Origin of the sequence: Pseudomonas sp. PWP3-1b2, assembly GCF_049896045.1 — a bacterium.
Taxonomy (GTDB): Bacteria; Pseudomonadota; Gammaproteobacteria; order Pseudomonadales; family Pseudomonadaceae; genus Aquipseudomonas; species Aquipseudomonas antarctica_B.
The window spans coordinates 206,650-226,846 of the sequence record NZ_JAFCTN010000004.1 but is presented as its reverse complement, the minus strand read 5'-3'; the positions used below and the strand labels follow the sequence as shown (position 1 = coordinate 226,846).

Here is a 20,197-nt window from a genome sequence, read left to right as displayed (position 1 = left end):
TCGCGGCGGCCCACGGATTCAAGCCGGAGTGAGGGCACACCGAGCCTAAGCGAGGTGCCGAGTGGTGGGGCGAAGACTTTTTGGTTACTTTTGGGGCGTTTGCCAAAAGTGACCCGCTGTAAGAGCGGAACCGATTTCAGCCATCGCCCAAATAACGGATATGCACCCCGACAGCCCCTACAACAACCCACCCCCATCAATATCAACCACAGCCCCCGTCATAAACCCATTCTCCATGGCCAACACATACCCCGCCGCCACCTCCTCTGCCCGCCCCACCCGCCCAACAGGCAGGGCACCACCCGCCTTGGCATACATCGCCTGCCGCTGATCCTCCGCCAACCCCGCATACGCCGGCGTATCAATCACCCCAGGACTCACCACATTCACCCGACGCGGTGCCAGCTCCTTGGCCAACTGCTTACCCAGCGCCTCAGTCGCCGCATTAATCCCCGTCTTGATAAACTGCCCCGCCGCCAATTTACGCCCCAGTTGCCCCGACGTCAGGCTAATGCTCCCACGCTCATCCAGAAACGGCAGCGCCAACTGAATCGCACGCAAAGCCCCCCACAACTTCACATTGAAATTCTCCTGAGCCTCAACCAGATCCGTCTCGACCAACGACTTGGCACGCACCGAAGGCCCCGACGTGTACACCAAATGATCAAAGCGCCCCACCGTCTCGAACAAACGCTGCAGCGAGGCACTGTCTGTGACATCCACCGGCTCACTGCGCACCCCGTTATCAACACCGCAAGCCAAACGACGCCCGGCTATGACCACCTGTGCACCACGGGCCACAGCCGCTGCCGCGACGGCCGCGCCAATGCCACTGCTGCCACCAATCACGAGCACGGTTTTACCACTGAGAGACGCTGTCATAGGGAAATGTCCTGACTGAGAAAGTGAGCGTTCATCTTCCCAGCTTGGCAATCAACGAAAAATCCCGGTAAAACGACAAGATCTTTAAAGGATTTTTACAAATGAGCTCAATCCTTGATCTGGAAGTGTTCGTGCGCACCGCCGACACCGCAAGCCTCTCCGCCGCTGCACGCAGCCTGGGCTTGACCCCGGCGGCGGCCAGCATTGCCCTTAAACGCCTGGAAACCCGCCTCGGCATCCGCTTGTTGGCGCGCTCCACACGCAGCATGCGCCTGACGGAAGAAGGCCGGCGTTACCTGGACAGCGTGCGCGTGGCGCTGGAGGCGTTGTCGGAAGGCGAACACGCGATCAAACAGCAAGGCCAAAGCCTCAGCGGACTGTTACAACTGGCGGCCCCCTCGGATTTCGGGCGCAATGTACTGCTCGGCTGGCTGGATGAGTTCAAGGTCGAGCACCCGAATATCCGCCTGCAACTGTTGCTCAACGACAGCAATGCAGACCTGTTCCGCGACACCGTCGACATCGCCCTGCGCTTTGGTGTGCCGAGGGATTCCAGCCTGGTGGCGCTGCCCGTGGTGCCCGGCCACCACCGTATCCCCTGCGCGAGCCCCGACTACCTTGCACGTCACGGCACACCGCAAACGCCGGCGGATTTGGCGCACCACAGCACGCTGCGCTACATGCGTCGGGGGCAAGCCAATAACACCTGGTATTTTCGCCAGGGCCCCATGCTGCAGGAAGTCGACGTCTCGGGCGATTACCTCAGCGATGACGGTGAAATCGTGCGCCGCTGGGCGCTGGCCGGGCATGGCATCGCGTATAAAGCCAACCTCGACGTTGCCCGCGATATCAAGGCCGGGCGATTGGTGCCGTTGTTGCCGGACTGGCAAGGCGAGCCCACGCCGTTCAACCTGATGTGCCCTCACCGCCTGCAAGTGTCGGAGCGCGTGAAAGTGCTGCACCGATTTTTACAGGCGCGCTGTCAGACCTTGCTGCATGAATGAAGAAACGCGCTCAGGGGTTGTTCCAGAGCGGTTGAGTCTGGTATTGCATACCTCACGTTTCCCTGCCATGAGGAGCTTTGCATGATTTACCGCACATTGGGCCAGTCCGGGTTGAAGGTCAGCGCGCTGACCCTGGGCACCATGATGTTTGGCGAACAGACCGACACCGAAGACTCGCTGCGCATCATCGACAAGGCGTGGGACCAGGGCATCAATTTTATCGACACGGCCGACGTTTACACCGGCGGGCGCTCCGAGGAAATCGTCGGGGAAGCCATTGTTCGCAATCGCCAGGATTGGGTGGTGGCCTCCAAAGTTGCGATTGGCCCCACCGACGGTTTGCCGAACCGCAGCGGCCTGAGCCGCAAGCGTATTTTTAACGCACTGGAAGCCAGCCTGACGCGCCTGGACACCGACTACCTGGACATTTATTACCTGCACCGCGAGGACCACAACACTCCGCTGGAAGTGACCGTGTCGGCAATCGGCGACCTGATCCGCCAGGGCAAGATCCGCTATTGGGGCTTGTCCAACTACCGTGGCTGGCGTATCGCAGAGGTGATTCGCGTGGCCGAGCGCCTGGGCGTGGACCGGCCGATTATCAGCCAGCCACTGTACAACATCGTCAATCGCCAGGCCGAGGTCGAGCAGATTACCGCAGCCGCCGCCTATGGCTTGGGCGTGGTGCCTTACAGCCCGTTGGCCCGTGGCGTACTGAGCGGCAAATATGCACCGGATGTCACACCCGAAGCCGGCAGCCGCGCGGCGCGCCAGGACAAACGCATTTTGGAAACCGAATGGCGTGTGGAGTCGCTACGCATCGCTCAACAGATTCAGCAATACACACAAGGACGCGGCGTAGGCATTGTTGAATTTGCGATTGCCTGGGTGTTGAACAACTCAGCGGTGAGCTCGGCGATTGTCGGGCCGCGTACCGAGGCGCAGTGGGACGCTTACACCGGCGCTCTGGAGGTGAAGATCACGGCCGAAGATGAAGCGTTTATTGATTCGCTGGTGACGCCGGGGCATTCGTCCACACCGGGATTCAATGATGTAGGCCATTTTGTATCCGGCCGCACGCCACGCCCCTAGCTTGATTGTGGAGCACTGGCTTGTTGTGGCCAGTGCGCTTGTCGTGCCAAGCGGTCTTCCTGTGGCGAGCGGGCTTGTTGTGGCGAGCGGGCTTGCCCCGCGTTGGGGCGCGAAGCGCCCCCAGTAAAGCCACCGCGTAATTTCAGACAATTCACGGTTGCAGGTTTCAGGGCTGCTGCGCAGCCCAACGCGGGGCAAGCCCGCTCGCCACAACAAGCCCTCGGTACACAGCAGGCCCGCTCACCACAGCAATCCCGCTCCCCACAACGATGTGTCAAATTCAACCGCCCTGAGCATTTTTCCACAAATACACTCCGAAACAGCCCACCCCTCCCCGGCCAAAAGCACCATAATCCACACTCTTCTGAATCAATCGTTTTTCGCGAGGACAGTGTGTCTAAAGGTGTTGTTTTATCGGTCTCGGCCTCGGTGCTGTTTGCCGTGATGTATTACTTCACATCGCTGCTGACGCCATTGAGTGGCCTGGAGATTTTTGGCTGGCGCATGCTGCTGACCGTGCCGTGCATGACGCTGTTCATGATCGTTAGCGGTGAATGGCGACGGGTGTGGGAGTTGGTGCGGATGCTGGCCGCCAAGCCACGCCTGTTGGGCGGCGTGGTGTTGTCTTCCGCGTTGCTGGGCGTGCAATTGTGGCTGTTTATGTGGGCGCCGTTGAACGGGCGCAGCCTGGATGTGTCGGTGGGGTATTTCCTGCTGCCGCTGACCATGGTGCTGACCGGGCGCCTGGTGTACGGCGAGCGCTTGTCGCGTCTGCAACAGATTGCGGTGTTTTTTGCCGCGCTTGGCGTGTTGAACGAGCTGTATCAGGCCGGCGGTTTTTCCTGGGCGACCCTGGTGGTCATCATTGGTTACCCGATCTATTTCGTGGTGCGCAAATACCTGGCCACCGATAACCTGGGCGGCCTGTGGCTCGACATGGCGCTGATGCTGCCGGTGGCCTGGTGGTTCGTGCAGCATGGCGAACAAGGCTTTGCGGTGATGGATATTCACCCAAAGCTGTACGCATTGATTCCAATGCTGGGGGTGATCAGCGCGTCGGCTCTGGTGAGCTATATCGTCGCCAGCCGTTTGCTGCCCTTCAGCCTGTTCGGGCTGCTCAGCTATGTTGAGCCTGTGTTGTTGCTGGGCGTGGCGTTGATACTGGGAGACGGCATCAAGGGCGGCCAATGGCTGACCTACATCCCGATCTGGATGGCGGTGCTGGTGCTGGTGTACGAAGGTTTCAAGCATTTGGTGCGTCAGCGCAAAGCTTGAAAGGCAGGCGATAAAAAGCCCGGCCGGGGGTAATCCTCGGTCGGGCTTTTTTATGGCTTAGTCGGCGGTCAGTACACCACGACGCACCTGGTCGCGTTCGATCGACTCGAACAGCGCCTTGAAGTTGCCCTCGCCAAACCCGTCATCGCCTTTGCGCTGGATGAATTCGAAGAACACCGGGCCCATCAGAGTTTCCGAAAAGATCTGCAACAGCAGTCGCTTGTCGCCTTCAATCGACGAACCGTCGAGCAGAATGCCGCGCGACTGCAGTTGATCCACTGGCTCGCCGTGGTCTGGCAGGCGGCCTTCGAGCATTTCATAGTAGGTATCGGGTGGCGCGGTCATGAAGCGCATGCCGATGCCTTTCAGCGCGTCCCAGGTCTTTACCAGGTCGTCGGTGAGGAACGCCACGTGCTGGATGCCCTCGCCGTTGAACTGCATCAGGAACTCTTCGATTTGCCCTGCACCCTTGGATGATTCTTCGTTCAGCGGGATGCGGATCATGCCATCCGGTGCGCTCATGGCCTTGGAGGTCAAGCCGGTGTATTCGCCCTTGATGTCGAAGTAGCGCGCTTCACGGAAATTGAACAGTTTTTCGTAGAAGTTGGCCCAGTAGGCCATGCGCCCGCGGTACACGTTGTGGGTCAAGTGGTCGATGACCTTAAGGCCCGCGCCCACCGGGTTGCGCTCTACGCCTTCCAGGTACACAAAGTCGATGTCGTAGATCGAGCTGCCTTCGCCGAAACGATCGATCAGGTACAACGGTGCGCCGCCAATGCCCTTGATGGCCGGCAGGTTCAGCTCCATCGGGCCGGTCTGGATGTGGATCGGCTGGGCACCGAGTTCCAGTGCGCGGTTGTAGGCCTGTTGCGAGTCTTTGACGCGAAACGCCATGCCGCACACCGACGGGCCGTGCTCGGCCGCGAAGTACGAGGCAAGGCTGTCAGGCTCGTTGTTGAGGATCAGGTTGATTTCGCCCTGGCGAAACAGGTCGACGTTTTTGGAGCGGTGGGTGGCTACTTTGGTGAAGCCCATGATCTTGAAGATCGGCTCCAGGGCGCCCGGGGTTGGCGATGCGAATTCGATAAATTCAAAGCCCATCAGGCCCATTGGGTTTTCGTATTGGTCGGCCATGTCGGCACCTCATCATGCTTGTGGGTAGCAATTGTTTAGTTGCGTGCAAGGATGAGGTTTCGGGGTGGCGCACAGGACAGGCCTCGCACGCTGCGGGCGAGGAAGTCACCAAAGATGAGGGGGGAGCCGAGTAGCTTCATGGTGTCATCAGTCTCTGACGGCCGAGGCTTGCGTGAGCGCAAGTCCATATTCTTGTATGCGTAAATCGATTCTACACAGCGTAACAGCGTTTGTCCGTAGTCTTATCAAATCCCCAATGCCTTGGCCGGTGCAAGGGGCTTGTTGCACAGGTAGATGCCGAGCAGGATCACCCCGCCGCCCAGCAGCATCGGTAACGTCAGTTGCTCGCCCAGCAGCATCGCCCCACAAATCACCGCCGTCAGCGGGTTCAGTGCGATAAACACACCGGCGCGGGTCGCGCCGATGTGGCGGATACCGTCGTACCAAAGGATGTAGGCGAGTGCCGAACCCACTACGCCCAGGTAGAGCAGGCTCAGCCACTGCGGCAGTTGAATGGCCTGCACGACGGCGACTGTCAGCCTGCCGCTGAAGGCGGTGGTGGCCGCGAGCATCAAGGTGCCGAGTAAAATCGACCAGGTCACCGTCTGCAAGGCGCCCAGCTCCCGGTTGAGGCCAGGGGAAAACAGCGAATACACGCCCCACCCCACCACGCAGCCGAAAATCAGCAGGTCGCCGATCCAGGCGTTGGCCGCGCCGTCCAGAAGCGCGGGGTTACGACTGACGATAACGGCACCTGCGCCGCCCAGGCATAACGCGATGCCCAGCAGCTTGGCCGGCCCCAGGCGTTCCTTGAACAACACCCATGACGCCAGCCCAATCACCGCCGGGTTCAACGCCACGATCAGCGACGCCCGCGAGGCGTTGATGTACTGCAGCCCGTAGAAAAAGCACAGGTTGTAGAAATAGATGCCGAAAAAACCCAGCATCGCCAACTGCACAAGCTGCGCAACGCTGGGCCGAACCAGGCGAATGCGTGCAATGGCCATAAACACCAGCAATGCCACGCTGGCCAGTACAAAGCGCAAAGTCGCCGCCAGCAACGGCTCGACATCGGTCGCCAGGTAGCGGCCGGCGACGAAGGTGGCGCCCCAGATCATGGTGACCGAGGCCAGCTTCACGTAGGTCAGGCGGTCGGAACGAGATGGCATCAGTGTGTGCTCTATGGCGGTCAGGATTGGCGTATGCTCGCGCTAATGACAGGTCATCGTAAAATGAGTAAACACTCATGACACTCACCCAACTTGAAATCTTTTCTCGCGTCGCCGAGCTGCAAGGCTTCACCAGCGCTGCCCTGCGCCTGGGCATCAGCCAGTCGGCGGTGTCCCACGCGATCAAGGCCCTTGAGCAGGAATTGGGCGTCGAGTTGTTCCGCCGGCACCAGTCCCAGGTGCAACTGACGGACATCGGCCTGCAACTGTTGATGCGCGCGCGCACCTTGCTCGGCGTGGCCAGCACCCTGCAGCAGGAAGCTTCGGATGCCCGAGGTATGAAGCGCGGCACGCTACGCATCGGCTCTTTTGGACCAACATCGTCCAACCGGCTGCTGCCGCGCATTCTCAAGCAGTTTCGCGTGGCGCATCCGGGTATCGAAGTGCATGTGGACGAAGGCCCCGACCGTCAGGTGATCCAGTGGCTGGATGAGCGCCGCATCGACGTGGGCTTCGTGGTGCTGGAACAGGAACGTTTCGATACGTTTGCGCTGTTCGAGGACCAGATGGTCGCCCTGCTGCCAGCCGCGCACCCATTGGCCGCACACGCCAGCGTGGCGTTGAAGGCGCTGTGTGATGATGCGTTTATCCTCACCGAAGCCGGTTCGCTGGAGCTGGTCTCGCGGCTGTTCAGTTCGGCGCGGCTGACACCGAATGTGCGCTACCGTTACTCGCAACTGCTCAGCACCCTGGAGGCGGTGAGCCGGGGCGAAGGTGTGAGCGTGGTAGCGCAGGCGTCGTTGCCTGAGGCGCCGGACCCGCGTTATCAGGTACGACCGCTGTCCCCGCCGGTCAGCCGTGAAATTGGCCTGGCCGTGTTGGATCAGCGTGAGTCAACGCCGGCAACCCTGGCGTTTATCCGGTTGGCGCAACGCAGTGCTTTTTAGTCGCTGCACCTGGCCGAACGGTCAGGTGCGGCAAGCTTATTTCCAAAGAGCCATCTATCATCGATTGATTCTGATCCGCCCTTGGGCGAACTCCCACCTTGCAACAGGTCGTTATACCCATGCCCTTGACCGTCAACGGCCCGCGAAAACGCGCCACCCGCTACTTCATCACCGCACTCAGCGGCCTGCTGCCGATTGCGCTGGGCGTGGTCATCCTGCACTGGCAAGCCGAACGCACCTTGCAATACAGCACCGCGCAGACCGCCCAGGAAGCAGTGCGCCAGTTTGACCTGATGCTCGACAACACTGCCCTCGCCGCCCAGGCCTTGCTGCCGCTGGCGGGTTCGCCGTGCGACAGCGGTGCGCAACTGGCACTGCGTGAGCAGGTCACGCGTCGCCCGTTTGTGCGCGCCACCACCTTGTCCTGGCAGAAGAACATCTATTGCAGCTCGCTGTTCGGTGACAATTATCAGTCGCCGGTCAACCCGGAGGACTACGTCGACGGCAGGCTGTGGTTGATGAACGGCAACCCGGTGACACCCGACACGGCCCTGTTGGTGTATCGACTGGTCGACGGTGACAAGGCCGCATTTGCCTCGGTTGACGGCTACCACCTCACCAACGCGTTGCGCCTGATCAGCCGTTACGCGCAGCTGGTTTTGCAGGTCGGGCCCAACTGGCTGGATGCCGATGGCAAGGTGCACAACAGCGCTGTACCGGTGTTCCCGGTGGCTCATCACCACCGGGTGTCCGAGCGCTACGGCTATAGCGTCGACGCCGGCATGCCCGCCGGTGAAGTGTGGCGCTACATGGAGGCGCGCTACCCCGCCTTGTTCAGCTTGCTGGTGTTCTTTGGCGTGCTGGCAGGCGCGCTCGCCCATTGGCTGCAAAAGCGCTCCTCCGCACCGACCCACGAGTTACAGCGTGCATTGGGCGCCAACGAATTTATCCCGTACTTCCAGCCGGTCGTGCGCGGCGACACCCTGGAATGGGCCGGCTGTGAAGTGTTAATGCGCTGGCAACACCCCAAGGAAGGCCTGGTGCGCCCTGACCTGTTCATACCGCTGGCCGAGCATTCCGGGCTGATCGTGCCCATGACCCGTGCCCTGCTGCGCCAGACCGCTGCGCAACTCGCGCCGCATGCCGCGCGGTTCGCGCCAGGCTTTCATATCGGCGTGAATATCACCGCCCGCCATTGCCTGGATCTGGCGCTGGTGGATGACTGCCGGGAGTTTCTGGCCGCCTTCCCTCCCGGCCAGATTACGCTGGTGCTGGAGTTGACTGAACGGGAGCTGATTGAGCCGACCGACATCACTCGCCGCCTGTTCGACGCACTGCATCAACTGGGCGTGATGATCGCCATTGATGACTTTGGTACAGGCCACTCAAGCCTGGGTTACTTGCGCAACTTCAACGTGGACTACTTGAAAATCGATCAAAGCTTTGTCGCGATGATTGGGTCCGACGCACTCTCAGGCCATATCCTGGACAGCATCATCGAACTCTGTGCCAAGCTGGACCTGGGCATTGTCGCCGAAGGCGTAGAAACACCCGAGCAGTGCCACTATCTGGCAGCACATGGGGTGGATTTCCTGCAGGGCTACCTGTTTGGCCGACCCTTGCCTTGCGCCGAATTCATTAAGTCTTTGACCAGCCATTGATGGCCAGTATGAAATATTTTATTCAGACAAAAGACGTGATTTACTCTTAACGCATTAACTACTACAATTTTTCCTGCCTGTGCAGCACTCTCGGAAAGATTACTTTCGTTGAGTTATTTTTATAAGCGCCTGGCTTATAGCTTTGTCTGCAGTTGAATCAGCAAACTACACTATTGGAGTACAGATTTTGTCCAGACTCGCCGAATTTCGCGCAGCAGAAAAAGCCCTTCAAGAGCAGCTCGCCCAGCTGGAATCCCTGAAGAACGACGCCGGCCTGAAGAAAGAAATCGAATTCGAAGAAAAGCTCCAGGCGCTGATGAAGCACTACGGCAAAGGCCTGCGTGACATCATCTCGATCCTTGATCCTAACCCTGGCAAGGCCGGTGCTGCGACCGCTGCTGCCCCAAAACAGCGTCGCGCGCGCGTGGTCAAGGTTTACCACAACCCGCACACCGGCGAGCTGATCGAGACCAAAGGCGGCAACCACCGCGGCCTCAAAGCCTGGAAAGAAGAGCACGGTTCCGACACCGTAGAGTCCTGGTTGCGCAAGTGATTAGGCTGCACTAACAAAAAACCCCGCCGAGGCGGGGCTTTTTTTTGTTCAGGGTTCGAAATCGAACTTAATTAACCACTCATTTTGTTCAACATCGCCCCGCCCGCGCCATTCAAAGTTTCAGGCTGTCACGCACTGAACTGACTTCGCCCTTGCTGGCTTCGTATGCATCGGTTTGGCCGGCGTACGAAAAAACATAAGCCTTATAGGCGTCCACCGCCCCCACCAATGTTTGTGACAATACGTGGCGCCCATTCTCGGTAATCACGCAAGTAGTTTCCAGCGCGTCAAGGTTACTTAACGTCGTCTGATGCATCTTGCTGCACACGCTTTGATAACCGCCACCCGCAAAATCTTTCTGGATGGATTTACGCATTTCCAGCAATACGCCCTGCAGATTAACTTTGTGCCCGGCTTCAATCGGTGTACCGGTCAACTCCATGACCATCAAGGTGTTGCCATTTTCATCATTTTTGATCGCGCGCTGGCGTGACACGGCCTGAGGTTTGGCCGGAGCCTCGCCGTCAGGTACCACTTCCTCGACCTGCCAACCGCTGGGCCAGTGAATTTCCGGGTCAGCCGCCCACACGTACGAGCTGCCCAACAGCACACACACAGCGCTCAACAACGGTTTACGAAATTCAATCATTGCGAAAATACCCAAGGTTCCAGCGCCAAAGTTTGAGCCTGCGCACCCGCCCGTCGCAAGGCCTGCGTGACCTTTTTCATTTGGCGCAGTGGGCGGGCCTTGCGTATCATGGTTTGGCTGCACGGATGCTGGCCGCACGCCAAGGGACCGCTCTTTTCACTTGGAGCTGCGTTTGCCCCATTTTTTTCTGGAGGGCCCATGAGCCTGCACGATCTGAACACTTTCCCGGGCGTCACTGCCCAGCCTGACACCGCCACCGCGAACTTCGTGTTCAACCACACCATGCTGCGGGTCAAGGACATCACCAAATCGCTGGATTTCTACACCCGCGTGCTGGGTTTTTCCCTGGTTGAAAAACGTGACTTCCCTGAAGCCGAATTCAGCCTGTACTTCCTTGCCCTGGTGGACAAGGCCGATATCCCGGCCGACGCCGCCGAGCGCACCCAATGGATGAAGTCGATTCCGGGCATTCTGGAGCTGACCCACAACCACGGCACCGAAAACGATGCCGATTTTGCCTACCACAACGGCAATACCGACCCACGTGGCTTTGGTCACATCTGCATTTCAGTGCCGGATATCGTGGCCGCCTGCGAGCGCTTCGAAGCACTGGGCTGCGACTTCCAGAAACGCCTGACCGATGGCCGCATGAAAAGCCTGGCCTTCATCAAAGACCCGGATGCGTACTGGGTTGAGATCATTCAGCCAGCACCGATGTAAACGAAAAAAACCCATGATCGCTCATGGGTTTTTTTATGGCTGACGCTGAAGGTTACGACGTGCGAATCAGGTGATCAAAAGCACTGAGGGAAGCCTTGGCGCCCTCGCCTACCGCGATCACGATCTGTTTGTACGGCACGGTTGTCACGTCACCGGCGGCAAATACACCTGGCAGAGAAGTCTCGCCACGTGCATCGACGATGATCTCGCCACGCGGTGTCAGCTCTACAGTACCTTTGAGCCAATCGGTGTTAGGCAACAAGCCGATCTGCACAAAGATGCCTTCCAGGTCGATGGTCTTGAACTCGCCGCTGTCGCGATCCTTGTACGCCAGGCCGGTGACTTTCTGGCCATCGCCCTTCACTTCACTGGTCAGGGCACTGGTGATTACGTCCACGTTCGGCAGGCTGTGAAGCTTGCGCTGCAATACTGCGTCGGCGCGCAACTTGCTGTCGAACTCAAGCAAGGTGACGTGGCTGACAATACCGGCCAGGTCGATGGCTGCTTCAACGCCGGAGTTACCGCCGCCGATCACCGCCACGCGCTTGCCCTTGAACAACGGACCATCGCAGTGCGGGCAGAAGCACACGCCCTTGGCCTTGTATTCCTGCTCACCCGGCACACCCATTTCGCGCCAGCGGGCGCCGGTAGCCAGAATCACGGTCTTGGACTTGAGCGTCGCGCCGCTTTCAAAGCGAATCTCGTGCAAGTCACCGGCGTTTTTGGCCGGGATCAGGCTACTGGCGCGCTGCAGGTTCATGATGTCCACGTCGTACTGACGCACGTGGGCCTCAAGGGCGCTGGCCAGTTTCGGCCCTTCGGTTTCCTGTACCGAGATAAAGTTCTCGATGGACATGGTGTCCAGCACTTGCCCGCCAAAACGCTCAGCGGCCACACCGGTGCGGATGCCTTTACGTGCGGCGTAGATCGCAGCGGAGGAACCGGCAGGGCCACCACCGACCACCAGCACGTCAAAGGCGTCTTTGGCGCTGATTTTCTCGGCAGCCTTTTCGATGCCGCTGGTGTCGAGCTTGGCGAGGATTTCTTCCAGGCCCATGCGACCCTGGCCGAAGTTCACGCCGTTCAGGTAAACGCTCGGTACCGCCATGATCTGGCGCTCATCGACTTCAGCCTGGAACAGCGCGCCGTCGATGGCGACGTGGCGGATGTTCGGGTTCAACACAGCCATCAGGTTCAGCGCCTGGACCACGTCGGGGCAGTTCTGGCAAGACAGCGAGAAGTACGTCTCGAAGCTGAACTCGCCTTTCAGGGCGCGAATCTGTTCAATCACTTCGACACTGGCTTTCGACGGGTGGCCACCGACTTGCAGCAAGGCCAACACCAGCGAAGTAAATTCATGGCCCATGGGGATGCCGGCAAAACGCAGGCTGATATCGGCACCCGGGCGGTTGACGGAGAACGACGGCTTGCGCGCATCGTCGCCATCGGTTTTCAGGGTAATCAGCGTGGTGAGGCTGACAACATCCTGCAAAAGAGCGAGCATTTCCTGGGATTTCGCGCCGTCGTCGAGGGAGGCGACGATCTCGATCGGCTGGGTGACCCGTTCCAGGTATGACTTCAACTGAGCTTTAAGATTGGCGTCCAACATACGGGCGATTTCCTGTTAATTCGGTTTATTGCAGACAAAAAAACGCCCGAGCGAATCTCGCCCGGGCGTTTCGAGGGCGGTTGCAGCTTACTTAAGTGCGGATACCCGCCCTTGAGGCTTCACAGACTTAGATCTTGCCGACCAGGTCCAGGGACGGAGCCAGAGTGGCCTCGCCTTCTTTCCACTTGGCTGGGCACACTTCGCCTGGGTGAGCAGCAACGTACTGAGCAGCCTTGATTTTGCGCAGCAGCTCGGAAGCGTCACGGCCAACACCGCCGTCGTTCAGCTCAACGATTTTGATCTGGCCTTCTGGGTTGATCACGAAGGTGCCGCGGTCTGCCAGGCCAGCTTCTTCAATCAGTACGTCGAAGTTGCGGGAGATGGTCAGAGTTGGGTCGCCGATCATGGTGTACTGGATTTTGCCGATGGCTGGCGAAGTGTTGTGCCAGGCAGCGTGAGCAAAGTGGGTGTCAGTGGAAACGCTGTAGATTTCGACGCCCAGCTTTTTGAATTCTTCGTAGTTGTCGGCCAGGTCTTCCAGCTCGGTTGGGCAAACGAAGGTGAAGTCGGCTGGGTAGAAGAACACAACGGACCATTTGCCTTTCAGGTCAGCGTCCGACACGTCTACGAAGTTGCCGTTTTTGTACGCGGTAGCTTTGAACGGTTTTACTTGGCTGTTGATGATAGGCATCGTTGACTCTCCGTCAGGGTTAAGAAGTTGATGGGGTGAATCCTACTGACTCTTTTCGCCGATGGCTCATTGGCAAACCTGATGCTGACGATTGGTTTTCCCTATCAGGTAACTGTATTAATAGAAGAAATCTCAAATCAGCGGCTGGGTGGCCAAGGTCATGCCGAGAAAAGGCGTCGCTTCAACATAGCGCATGGCGGATTTCATGTCGCTCCAACCGACGTAACTCATCAGCGACTTCAAATCCCAGCCGCTGCGGTGTGCCCACGTCGCGAAGCCTCGGCGCAGGGAGTGGCTGGTGTAAAGGTCGGCCGGAATGCCCGCGCGTTCAAGGGCCTGGCGCAGTAGGGGGATCACACTGTTGGCGTGCAACCCCTCCTCGCTCAGGTTGCCCCAGCGGTCAATGCCCCTGAACACCGGGCCACGCACCAGCGCCGAAGCACTCAGCCATTCACTGTAGGCCTGCACCGGGCAAAGGCGCAGCAGCGCCGGGGTTTGGTAGGTTTTGCCGAGGTTGTCGCGGTCGCTCTTACTGCGTGGCAGGTACAGGCTGATGCCAGCGCCCGGCACGGCTTGCACGTGTTGTATCTCCAGGCGGCACAATTCATCGCTGCGAAAACCCCGCCAGAAGCCGAGCAGAATCAGCGCCATGTCGCGCCGGGCGCGCAGCAAGCGCGGCTGATCCTGTGCAGCAGTCGCCGCCTGGGCTTCACTTTCCAGAGACGCCACCACCTGTTCCAGATTCTGGAGCTGCAAGGGCTCGGCTTGTTTCTCCCGCGCCGGGTGCACGGCACGAATGCCCTTGAGCACTTTGCGCACCACGGGGGCTTTCGTCGGGTCCGGGAAGCCTTGGCTGGTGTGCCACTGCGCCAACGCCGAGAGCCGCAGTTTCAAGGTGTTCACTGCCAACACGCCGGCGTGTGCCACCAAGTAGCGCGCCACGCTGTCACTGGTCGCTGGCAGGAACCCGCCCCAGCTCACTTCGAAATGCTCGATGGCCGCGCGGTAGCTGCGCCGCGTGTTATCGCGGGTGGCGGCGTTTAGATAACGGTCCAGATCGCTCATGAAAGGCCCATTCGTACTGCTGCAGCGTGTTTGCGAGCGTAAAACACTCATGACACGGGATAATACGCCAATATCCCATCTGTTAAATCATGAATTTAAACGAATTTTTATTCGTGTTACAGTATGTATCTACATACTACGTACCACAGTATTAAATCGACGGAGGCACCATGGCGCGCGGCGGCATAAACAAAGCAGTGGTTCAAACGGCACGCCTGGCGATCCTGGCCCGCGGCGAAAACCCGAGCATCGATGCAGTACGCATCGAGATGGGCAATACCGGCTCGAAAACCACGATTCATCGCTATTTGAAGGAGCTGGACGAGAGCGAAACCCGCGTGACCATCACCGAAGCGCCCATCGACGACGAGCTCGGTGAGCTGGTGGCACGGCTGGCTCAGCGTTTGAAAGAGAAAGCCCAAGAGCCCATCGACCTGGCGCTGGCGCAGTTTGAGAAACACAAAGCCACCCTGCTCACCCAGGTAGAGACGCTGGAAGCCGCGCACGCTCAGCTCAAGCAGCAGTTTGATATTCAGGCGGCGGCACTGGCGGAAGAAAGCGCCGCCCTGCACACCGCCAGCACCAGCCTGCAGACCGAGCAAACCCGTAACGCCGGGCTGAGCCAGGCGTGCAGTGATTACGAGCTAAGAATCAACGATAAAGACGAGCAGATTCGCTCGCTCGAAGACAAGCACTTGCACGCTCGGGATGCGCTTGAGCATTACCGCAATGCGGTCAAGGAACAGCGCGAGCAAGAACAACGGCGCCACGAAGGTCAGTTGCAGCAGGTTCAGGCGGAATTGCGCCAGGCTCAGCAAAGCGCGATGGTGCGCCAGGATGAAATCACTCAGCTGCACCGCGACAATGAACGACTGCTGATTGAACACCGCGTGACGGCGAAAGAATTGCTGGCGGCACAGGAGCAGACCCGCAAGGACCAGGCCCAGCAGCTCAAATTGAGCGAGCAGTTCAGCCAGGTCGACAGCGAACGCGCCCTGCTCCAGGAGCGCTTGCGCGTTGCCGTGCAGGAAAACCAGGCGCGGCAGGACGCGCTCACCGACCAGCAACAGGCCAACAAGGCGCTGGAGCTGGACCTGATCAAAGCCCAGGCGAGTATCGAGGCATTGCGCCTGGCCGCCGTCGTTGCAACGGCGCCAGACGCAAAACCTGCCACCTGATCAGTCGGCTTTCGGCGTGCGCATGGTGACGAACTCTTCCGCCGCCGTAGGGTGCACGCCGATGGTTTCGTCGAAATGCTGCTTGGTCGCGCCCGCCTTGAGCGCGATCGCCAGGCCTTGCACGATCTCGCCGGCATCCGGGCCGACCATGTGGCAACCCAGGACCTTGTCGGTGTCGGCGTCGACCACCAGTTTCATCAGGGTTTTTTCCTGGCAGTCGGTCAGGGTCAGCTTCATCGGGCGGAAGCGGCTTTCGAAGACTTGGACCTTGTGGCCGCTCTTCTTCGCTTCTTCTTCCGTGAGGCCAACGGTACCGATGTTCGGCAAGCTGAACACCGCCGTCGGGATCATCGCGTAATCCACCGGACGATACTGTTCCGGCTTGAACAGACGACGTGCCACGGCCATGCCTTCAGCCAGGGCGACCGGCGTCAACTGCACGCGACCGATCACATCACCAATGGCCAGGATCGACGCCTCGGCGGTCTGGTACAGGTCATCCACTTCAACAAAGCCACGCTCATCGAGCTTGACGCCGGTGTTTTCCAACCCGAGGTTGTCCAGCATCGGGCGACGGCCCGTGGCGTAGAACACGCAATCGGCTTCGAGCACACGGCCATCCTTCAGCGTGGCCTTGAGGCTGCCGTCGGCTTGTTTGTCGATGCGTTCGATATCGGCATTGAATTGCAGGTCGAGGCCACGCTTGGTCAGCTCTTCCTTCAAATGAGTGCGCACCGAACCATCAAAACCGCGCAGGAACAGGTCACCGCGATACAGCAGCGAGGTGTGCGCGCCCAAGCCATGGAAGATGCCCGCAAATTCAACCGCAATGTAACCACCGCCCACCACCAGCACGCGCTTGGGCAGCTCTTTGAGGAAGAAGGCTTCGTTGGAGCCTATCGCGTGCTCGCGGCCCGGGATGTCGGGAATCTGTGGCCAGCCACCGGTAGCAATCAGGATGTGTTTGGCGGTAAAGCGCTCGCCATTGATTTCTACCTGATGCGGGTCCACCAGGCGCGCATGCCCTTCGTGCAGGGTTACGCCGCTGTTGACCAGCAGGTTGCGGTAGATGCCATTGAGGCGGTTGATTTCGCGGTCCTTGTTGGCGATCAGCGTCGCCCAATCAAAGTTCGCCTCGCCCAGCGACCAGCCAAAACCGCTGGCTTGCTCGAAGTCTTCGGCGAAATGCGCGCCGTAGACCAACAGTTTTTTCGGCACGCAGCCAACGTTTACGCAGGTGCCGCCCAGGTAGCGGCTTTCCGCAACCGCCACTTTGGCACCAAAGCCTGCGGCAAAGCGCGCCGCGCGAACACCGCCGGAACCGGCGCCAATTACATACAGGTCAAAATCGTAGGCCATTTCACTCTCCTCGGCAGAACATCAGCATACCGACTTACATGGGGCTGAAAAACGAAAAAGCCAGTCAGACTGAATAATGCAGGTCAGTTAATGTAAGCACTCCCTCGCCACAACCAGCCCATCTCCAGAACACCCATAACGAAAAATGCTCCGTACCTTTCGATACGGAGCATTTTTTTGCTGGTCAGGTCCCACACTGGCAGCAGTGCGCTACCTGACAGGCTGAAAACAACTCAGCGCTTTAGCTGCCTTTCTTGTAGAAGTGCTCGAAGCAGAAGTTGGTTGCTTCGATATACCCTTCAGCGCCGCCGCAGTCGAAGCGAGTGCCTTTGAACTTGTACGCCAGCACGTTGCCTTCGGCAGCCTGCTTCATCAGCGCGTCGGTGATCTGAATTTCACCGCCTTTGCCCGGCTCTGTCGCTTCGATTTTTTCGAAGATGTCCGGCGTCAGGATGTAACGGCCAATAATTGCCAGGTTCGAAGGTGCATCTTCCGGCTTTGGCTTTTCAACCATGTCAGTGACACGGAACAGGCCTGGCTTGATTTCTTCACCGGCAATAACGCCGTATTTCTGGGTTTCGCTTGGATCAACTTCCTGGATGGCAACGATCGAGCAGCCATAGTGCTTGTGCAGCTTGACCATCTGGGCCAAAACGCCCTCGCCATCGAGGTTTACGCACAAGTCATCGGCCAGGACGACGGCGAACGCCTCGTTACCGATCAGAGGGCGACCGCTGAGGATCGCGTGACCCAGGCCTTTCATTTCAGTTTGGCGCGTGTACGAAAAGCTGCACTCGTCGATCAGGCGACGGATGCCGACAAGGTACTTTTCCTTGTCGGTGCCCTTGATCTGGTTTTCCAGCTCGTAGCTGATGTCGAAGTGGTCTTCCAGCGCGCGTTTGCCACGGCCAGTGACGATGGAGATTTCATTCAAGCCGGCATCCAGTGCCTCTTCGACGCCGTACTGAATCAGTGGCTTGTTCACCACCGGCAGCATCTCTTTGGGCATGGCTTTGGTCGCTGGCAGGAAGCGAGTGCCGTAACCGGCTGCTGGGAACAAGCATTTCTTGATCATATGAGTCCTTACAAAGGGCTGTGCGTACGGAATTCGGCGCAGTCTAATGAGGCCGCAGTCACCTTACAATGGGTCCTGCTGGCGTTGCGATGTCAACATAGAGAAAAAATCCCGGCGTAAGTTCCGAAGGTTTTGCGAACGGCCTCACCAACGGTGCCAGTCAATTGCCCTCGCCTGTCTGTTTAAAAGGGCTGCGACCGTTTTAGCACGCTTTTCAGTGCAGGGCACTGACCTGCAACAACTTGCGCCTCAAGGCGGCGTTTGGCGTTATCATGGCCCGCTTGAACCAGACCACGAGATTGATAGATGTCAGAACCAAAAGGCGTAAACGGCTACCTGATCACCCAGCGAGCGGACGGCTGGCACTTGATCAACTTCCACGGAGACAGCGTCGCCGGGGCATTCGCGACCGAACGTGAAGCGTGTGCGGTGGCCGAAGTATTTGTGGATGAAGCAGGCCACGCCTCAAGCAAACGCCCAAAGGGCAAATAAGCCTCAAGGCCGCCGCACAAAGAGCCCCGTTAATCGGGGCTTTTTTGTGCGCGTCGTTTAAACACAAACTTCATTGTTTTCAGGCGACTGTCATCTTATTCTGACAGACATTACAACAACTAAGCCCCTCTCATAAAACCCCGTGTAGTTCATTTCTTACAGCCACTTTTCAAGTTTTGGCAAATTGCCATAATCTTCTTATATCCCTCAGCAACCCCAGGCTACGCACCTGTGCGAATCCGGCGACTTACTTTTTCATGTTTAGACCGGACAATTGCCTGGCTTCGAACTTACGCCGAATAGCAATGCAACTAATTGGAAAAGCACATGTTTTTCTCAGGCTGCATTGCCGTTCACCAAAAGGCTGAGTTCGCAGCATCGACGTACCACTCATAAATGCTGAATGGCGCTGGCCGTGAATGCGTGCCTGATGGCCCTGCGCCGAAATGCGCCGGGTATTTATAACTTTTACTCCTAGATGGGTTCTTGCAAATGAAAATTGAAATGAAAACTGTGCTGTTGTCTCTCGGGCTGTTAGCAGGTTCGATGTCCGTTGCTCAAGCGGCGGATGGAACGGTTACGTTTCTGGGGTCGGTTCACTCAGGTGCCTGCTCTATCAAACCCGACTCGGTGGATCAAACGGTCAACCTGGGAGCGATTGCCAAGCATCAACTGCAAACCGGCGGCAAATCCGAAGCACGCCGCGTGCTGATTGAACTGGAAGGCTGCGACCTGACAGGCCTTACCGACAACACAGTCACCACCACGTTCACCGCGGCGCCATCGTCGGTTGTTCCCGGTGCGATCGGCACCATCGGCGGTGCTGGCGGCATCGGGATCATGATGACCCATGGCAGCAAAGCCATTGAGCTGGGCGTTCCTACCACCCCGCAGGCCATCGTCGCCGGCGACAACACCCTGGAATTCGGCGCCTACGTACAAGGCGCCGCCACCGACCCGATCATCCCGGGCGATTTCAGCGCGGTCACCAACTTCACCCTGGCTTATCAGTAAGTGTTTCCCCCGCCGCTCTGTGGGTGGCGGGGGAAAGCTGACGGGAGATAAAGGTGAACACATTCCTGCGTATCGCTATCACCTCTGCATTCACGATAGGTCTCAGCCCCTGCGCGTTTGCGCAGACGCCCTCCCAGGGCGATGGGCTGGTGACGCTGGGTGGAGAGATCGTTGACTCAGCGTGTGGCCTGGAGCTGGGCAGCGTTGACCAGTCCATCGAGATGAATCCCGAACCCATCGGCCGCCTGTTGCGCAACACGATGGGCGAGCCACACCCCTTCCAGCTTCGTCTGGTCAATTGCTCGTTGAGCCGCCCCGACCCGTTGCGCCCGGGTGCAAGCCTGCCGGATTGGCAGCACCTGCGCGTCACGTTTGACGGTTCCAGCGACCGGGAAGGCCGCTCCTTTGCCGCCTTTGGCGACTCACAGGGTGCCGCGTTTCATATCTGGGATTCGGCCGGTGAAGAGAGTGTTCCGGGTGAGCCGATGGCTTTACGCCCCTTGGCCGAAGGCGACATGACGCTGCACTACACGCTTCGCCTGATCGGCAACGGCCTGCCGCTGCTACCTGGCGCCCACCGCGCCGCAGTGCGGTTCAAGTTGGAATACTTTTGAACAGTAATGGGTTG

At 58.8% G+C, this 20,197-nt stretch carries 20 protein-coding genes; 11 read left to right on the top strand and 9 right to left on the bottom strand.

The window, feature by feature from the left end; translation table 11 throughout:
• Positions 1 to 177: 177 nt before the first annotated feature.
• On the bottom strand, positions 178 to 882 hold the full coding sequence (locus ACP7A2_RS04685; protein ID WP_426133291.1) for an SDR family oxidoreductase: 705 nt from the start codon (positions 880 to 882) through the stop codon (positions 178 to 180).
• Between the two features lie 101 nt (positions 883 to 983).
• Here ACP7A2_RS04685 and ACP7A2_RS04680 point away from each other — a divergent pair, with 101 nt between their 5' ends.
• The 3 genes from ACP7A2_RS04680 (at position 984) to rarD (ending at position 4,253) form a co-directional block, all read left to right on the top strand.
• Positions 984 to 1,886, top strand: a complete 903-nt coding sequence (locus ACP7A2_RS04680; protein ID WP_426133290.1) for a LysR family transcriptional regulator — start codon at positions 984 to 986, stop codon at positions 1,884 to 1,886.
• Positions 1,887 to 1,967: 81 nt separating this feature from the next.
• Positions 1,968 to 2,978 carry an aldo/keto reductase gene (locus tag ACP7A2_RS04675; protein ID WP_375064510.1) on the top strand — a complete coding sequence of 337 codons (1,011 nt, stop codon included), beginning with the start codon at positions 1,968 to 1,970 and terminating at the stop codon, positions 2,976 to 2,978.
• Between the two features lie 393 nt (positions 2,979 to 3,371).
• Positions 3,372 to 4,253, top strand: a complete 882-nt coding sequence (gene rarD, locus ACP7A2_RS04670) for an EamA family transporter RarD (RefSeq protein ID WP_426133289.1) — start codon at positions 3,372 to 3,374, stop codon at positions 4,251 to 4,253.
• Between the two features lie 57 nt (positions 4,254 to 4,310).
• Here the strand turns inward: rarD and hppD are convergent, their stop codons facing one another.
• A complete protein-coding gene (hppD, locus tag ACP7A2_RS04665) occupies positions 4,311 to 5,387 on the bottom strand; it encodes a 4-hydroxyphenylpyruvate dioxygenase (protein ID WP_375064514.1) in 1,077 nt (358 codons plus the stop codon).
• Positions 5,388 to 5,632: 245 nt separating this feature from the next.
• Positions 5,633 to 6,556, bottom strand: coding sequence for a DMT family transporter (locus ACP7A2_RS04660; protein WP_426133288.1), 924 nt, complete (start codon positions 6,554 to 6,556; stop codon positions 5,633 to 5,635).
• A 77-nt stretch (positions 6,557 to 6,633) separates the two neighbouring features.
• Between ACP7A2_RS04660 and ACP7A2_RS04655 the strand changes: the two genes are divergently transcribed.
• From ACP7A2_RS04655 to ACP7A2_RS04645, 3 genes are all read left to right on the top strand, one after another.
• Positions 6,634 to 7,503: a LysR family transcriptional regulator gene (locus ACP7A2_RS04655; RefSeq protein WP_426133287.1), complete on the top strand. Its 870-nt coding sequence runs from the start codon at positions 6,634 to 6,636 to the stop codon at positions 7,501 to 7,503.
• 119 nt (positions 7,504 to 7,622) lie between these two features.
• Positions 7,623 to 9,164: an EAL domain-containing protein gene (locus tag ACP7A2_RS04650; RefSeq protein WP_426133286.1), complete on the top strand. Its 1,542-nt coding sequence runs from the start codon at positions 7,623 to 7,625 to the stop codon at positions 9,162 to 9,164.
• Between the two features lie 187 nt (positions 9,165 to 9,351).
• Entirely contained in the window at positions 9,352 to 9,717 is a 366-nt protein-coding gene (locus tag ACP7A2_RS04645; protein ID WP_348061177.1) for a histone-like nucleoid-structuring protein, MvaT/MvaU family, read from the top strand.
• A gap of 112 nt (positions 9,718 to 9,829) precedes the next feature.
• Here ACP7A2_RS04645 and ACP7A2_RS04640 read toward each other — a convergent pair whose 3' ends face one another.
• Positions 9,830 to 10,366, bottom strand: a complete 537-nt coding sequence (locus ACP7A2_RS04640; protein WP_426133285.1) for a DUF4946 domain-containing protein — start codon at positions 10,364 to 10,366, stop codon at positions 9,830 to 9,832.
• Between the two features lie 198 nt (positions 10,367 to 10,564).
• On the opposite strand from ACP7A2_RS04640, the gene gloA reads away from it, so the two are divergent.
• On the top strand, positions 10,565 to 11,086 hold the full coding sequence (gloA, locus tag ACP7A2_RS04635; protein ID WP_426133284.1) for a lactoylglutathione lyase: 522 nt from the start codon (positions 10,565 to 10,567) through the stop codon (positions 11,084 to 11,086).
• Positions 11,087 to 11,138: 52 nt separating this feature from the next.
• Here gloA and ahpF read toward each other — a convergent pair whose 3' ends face one another.
• From ahpF to ACP7A2_RS04620, 3 genes are all read right to left on the bottom strand, one after another.
• Complete coding sequence (gene ahpF, locus ACP7A2_RS04630; protein WP_426133283.1) at positions 11,139 to 12,695, bottom strand: alkyl hydroperoxide reductase subunit F; 1,557 nt, start codon at positions 12,693 to 12,695, stop codon at positions 11,139 to 11,141.
• A gap of 127 nt (positions 12,696 to 12,822) precedes the next feature.
• A complete protein-coding gene (gene ahpC / locus ACP7A2_RS04625) occupies positions 12,823 to 13,386 on the bottom strand; it encodes an alkyl hydroperoxide reductase subunit C (protein ID WP_375064526.1) in 564 nt (187 codons plus the stop codon).
• Between the two features lie 132 nt (positions 13,387 to 13,518).
• Positions 13,519 to 14,451: a site-specific integrase gene (locus ACP7A2_RS04620; protein ID WP_426133282.1), complete on the bottom strand. Its 933-nt coding sequence runs from the start codon at positions 14,449 to 14,451 to the stop codon at positions 13,519 to 13,521.
• Positions 14,452 to 14,621: 170 nt separating this feature from the next.
• Here ACP7A2_RS04620 and ACP7A2_RS04615 point away from each other — a divergent pair, with 170 nt between their 5' ends.
• The gene (locus ACP7A2_RS04615) at positions 14,622 to 15,629 is read left to right on the top strand and encodes a DNA-binding protein (RefSeq protein WP_426133281.1); all 1,008 of its coding nucleotides are present in this window, start codon (positions 14,622 to 14,624) and stop codon (positions 15,627 to 15,629) included.
• On the opposite strand, the gene gorA is transcribed toward ACP7A2_RS04615, so the two are convergent.
• The gene (gene gorA, locus ACP7A2_RS04610; protein ID WP_426133280.1) at positions 15,630 to 16,988 is read right to left on the bottom strand and encodes a glutathione-disulfide reductase; all 1,359 of its coding nucleotides are present in this window, start codon (positions 16,986 to 16,988) and stop codon (positions 15,630 to 15,632) included.
• 241 nt (positions 16,989 to 17,229) lie between these two features.
• Entirely contained in the window at positions 17,230 to 18,063 is an 834-nt protein-coding gene (gene galU, locus ACP7A2_RS04605) for a UTP--glucose-1-phosphate uridylyltransferase GalU (RefSeq protein ID WP_020293893.1), read from the bottom strand.
• 306 nt (positions 18,064 to 18,369) lie between these two features.
• Between galU and ACP7A2_RS04600 the strand changes: the two genes are divergently transcribed.
• The 3 genes from ACP7A2_RS04600 (at position 18,370) to ACP7A2_RS04590 (ending at position 20,183) form a co-directional block, all read left to right on the top strand.
• Entirely contained in the window at positions 18,370 to 18,555 is a 186-nt protein-coding gene (locus tag ACP7A2_RS04600) for a hypothetical protein (protein ID WP_375064535.1), read from the top strand.
• 504 nt (positions 18,556 to 19,059) lie between these two features.
• The gene (locus ACP7A2_RS04595) at positions 19,060 to 19,569 is read left to right on the top strand and encodes a fimbrial protein (RefSeq protein WP_348058223.1); all 510 of its coding nucleotides are present in this window, start codon (positions 19,060 to 19,062) and stop codon (positions 19,567 to 19,569) included.
• A gap of 53 nt (positions 19,570 to 19,622) precedes the next feature.
• A complete protein-coding gene (locus ACP7A2_RS04590; RefSeq protein WP_426133279.1) occupies positions 19,623 to 20,183 on the top strand; it encodes a fimbrial protein in 561 nt (186 codons plus the stop codon).
• Positions 20,184 to 20,197 lie beyond the last annotated feature (14 nt).

Bases quoted from the DNA above. Each gene is read 5' to 3' on its own strand.
- ACP7A2_RS04685 (WP_426133291.1), bottom strand. From the start codon at position 882: ATGACAGCGTCTCTCAGTGGTAAAACCGTGCTCGTGATTGGTGGCAGC.
- ACP7A2_RS04680 (WP_426133290.1), top strand. From the start codon at position 984: ATGAGCTCAATCCTTGATCTGGAAGTGTTCGTGCGCACCGCCGACACC.
- ACP7A2_RS04675 (WP_375064510.1), top strand. From the start codon at position 1,968: ATGATTTACCGCACATTGGGCCAGTCCGGGTTGAAGGTCAGCGCGCTG.
- hppD (WP_375064514.1), bottom strand. From the start codon at position 5,387: ATGGCCGACCAATACGAAAACCCAATGGGCCTGATGGGCTTTGAATTT.
- ACP7A2_RS04660 (WP_426133288.1), bottom strand. From the start codon at position 6,556: ATGCCATCTCGTTCCGACCGCCTGACCTACGTGAAGCTGGCCTCGGTC.
- ACP7A2_RS04655 (WP_426133287.1), top strand. From the start codon at position 6,634: ATGACACTCACCCAACTTGAAATCTTTTCTCGCGTCGCCGAGCTGCAA.
- ACP7A2_RS04650 (WP_426133286.1), top strand. From the start codon at position 7,623: ATGCCCTTGACCGTCAACGGCCCGCGAAAACGCGCCACCCGCTACTTC.
- ACP7A2_RS04640 (WP_426133285.1), bottom strand. From the start codon at position 10,366: ATGATTGAATTTCGTAAACCGTTGTTGAGCGCTGTGTGTGTGCTGTTG.
- gloA (WP_426133284.1), top strand. From the start codon at position 10,565: ATGAGCCTGCACGATCTGAACACTTTCCCGGGCGTCACTGCCCAGCCT.
- ahpF (WP_426133283.1), bottom strand. From the start codon at position 12,695: ATGTTGGACGCCAATCTTAAAGCTCAGTTGAAGTCATACCTGGAACGG.
- ahpC (WP_375064526.1), bottom strand. From the start codon at position 13,386: ATGCCTATCATCAACAGCCAAGTAAAACCGTTCAAAGCTACCGCGTAC.
- ACP7A2_RS04620 (WP_426133282.1), bottom strand. From the start codon at position 14,451: ATGAGCGATCTGGACCGTTATCTAAACGCCGCCACCCGCGATAACACG.
- ACP7A2_RS04615 (WP_426133281.1), top strand. From the start codon at position 14,622: ATGGCGCGCGGCGGCATAAACAAAGCAGTGGTTCAAACGGCACGCCTG.
- gorA (WP_426133280.1), bottom strand. From the start codon at position 16,988: ATGGCCTACGATTTTGACCTGTATGTAATTGGCGCCGGTTCCGGCGGT.
- galU (WP_020293893.1), bottom strand. From the start codon at position 18,063: ATGATCAAGAAATGCTTGTTCCCAGCAGCCGGTTACGGCACTCGCTTC.
- ACP7A2_RS04600 (WP_375064535.1), top strand. From the start codon at position 18,370: ATGTCAGAACCAAAAGGCGTAAACGGCTACCTGATCACCCAGCGAGCG.
- ACP7A2_RS04595 (WP_348058223.1), top strand. From the start codon at position 19,060: ATGAAAACTGTGCTGTTGTCTCTCGGGCTGTTAGCAGGTTCGATGTCC.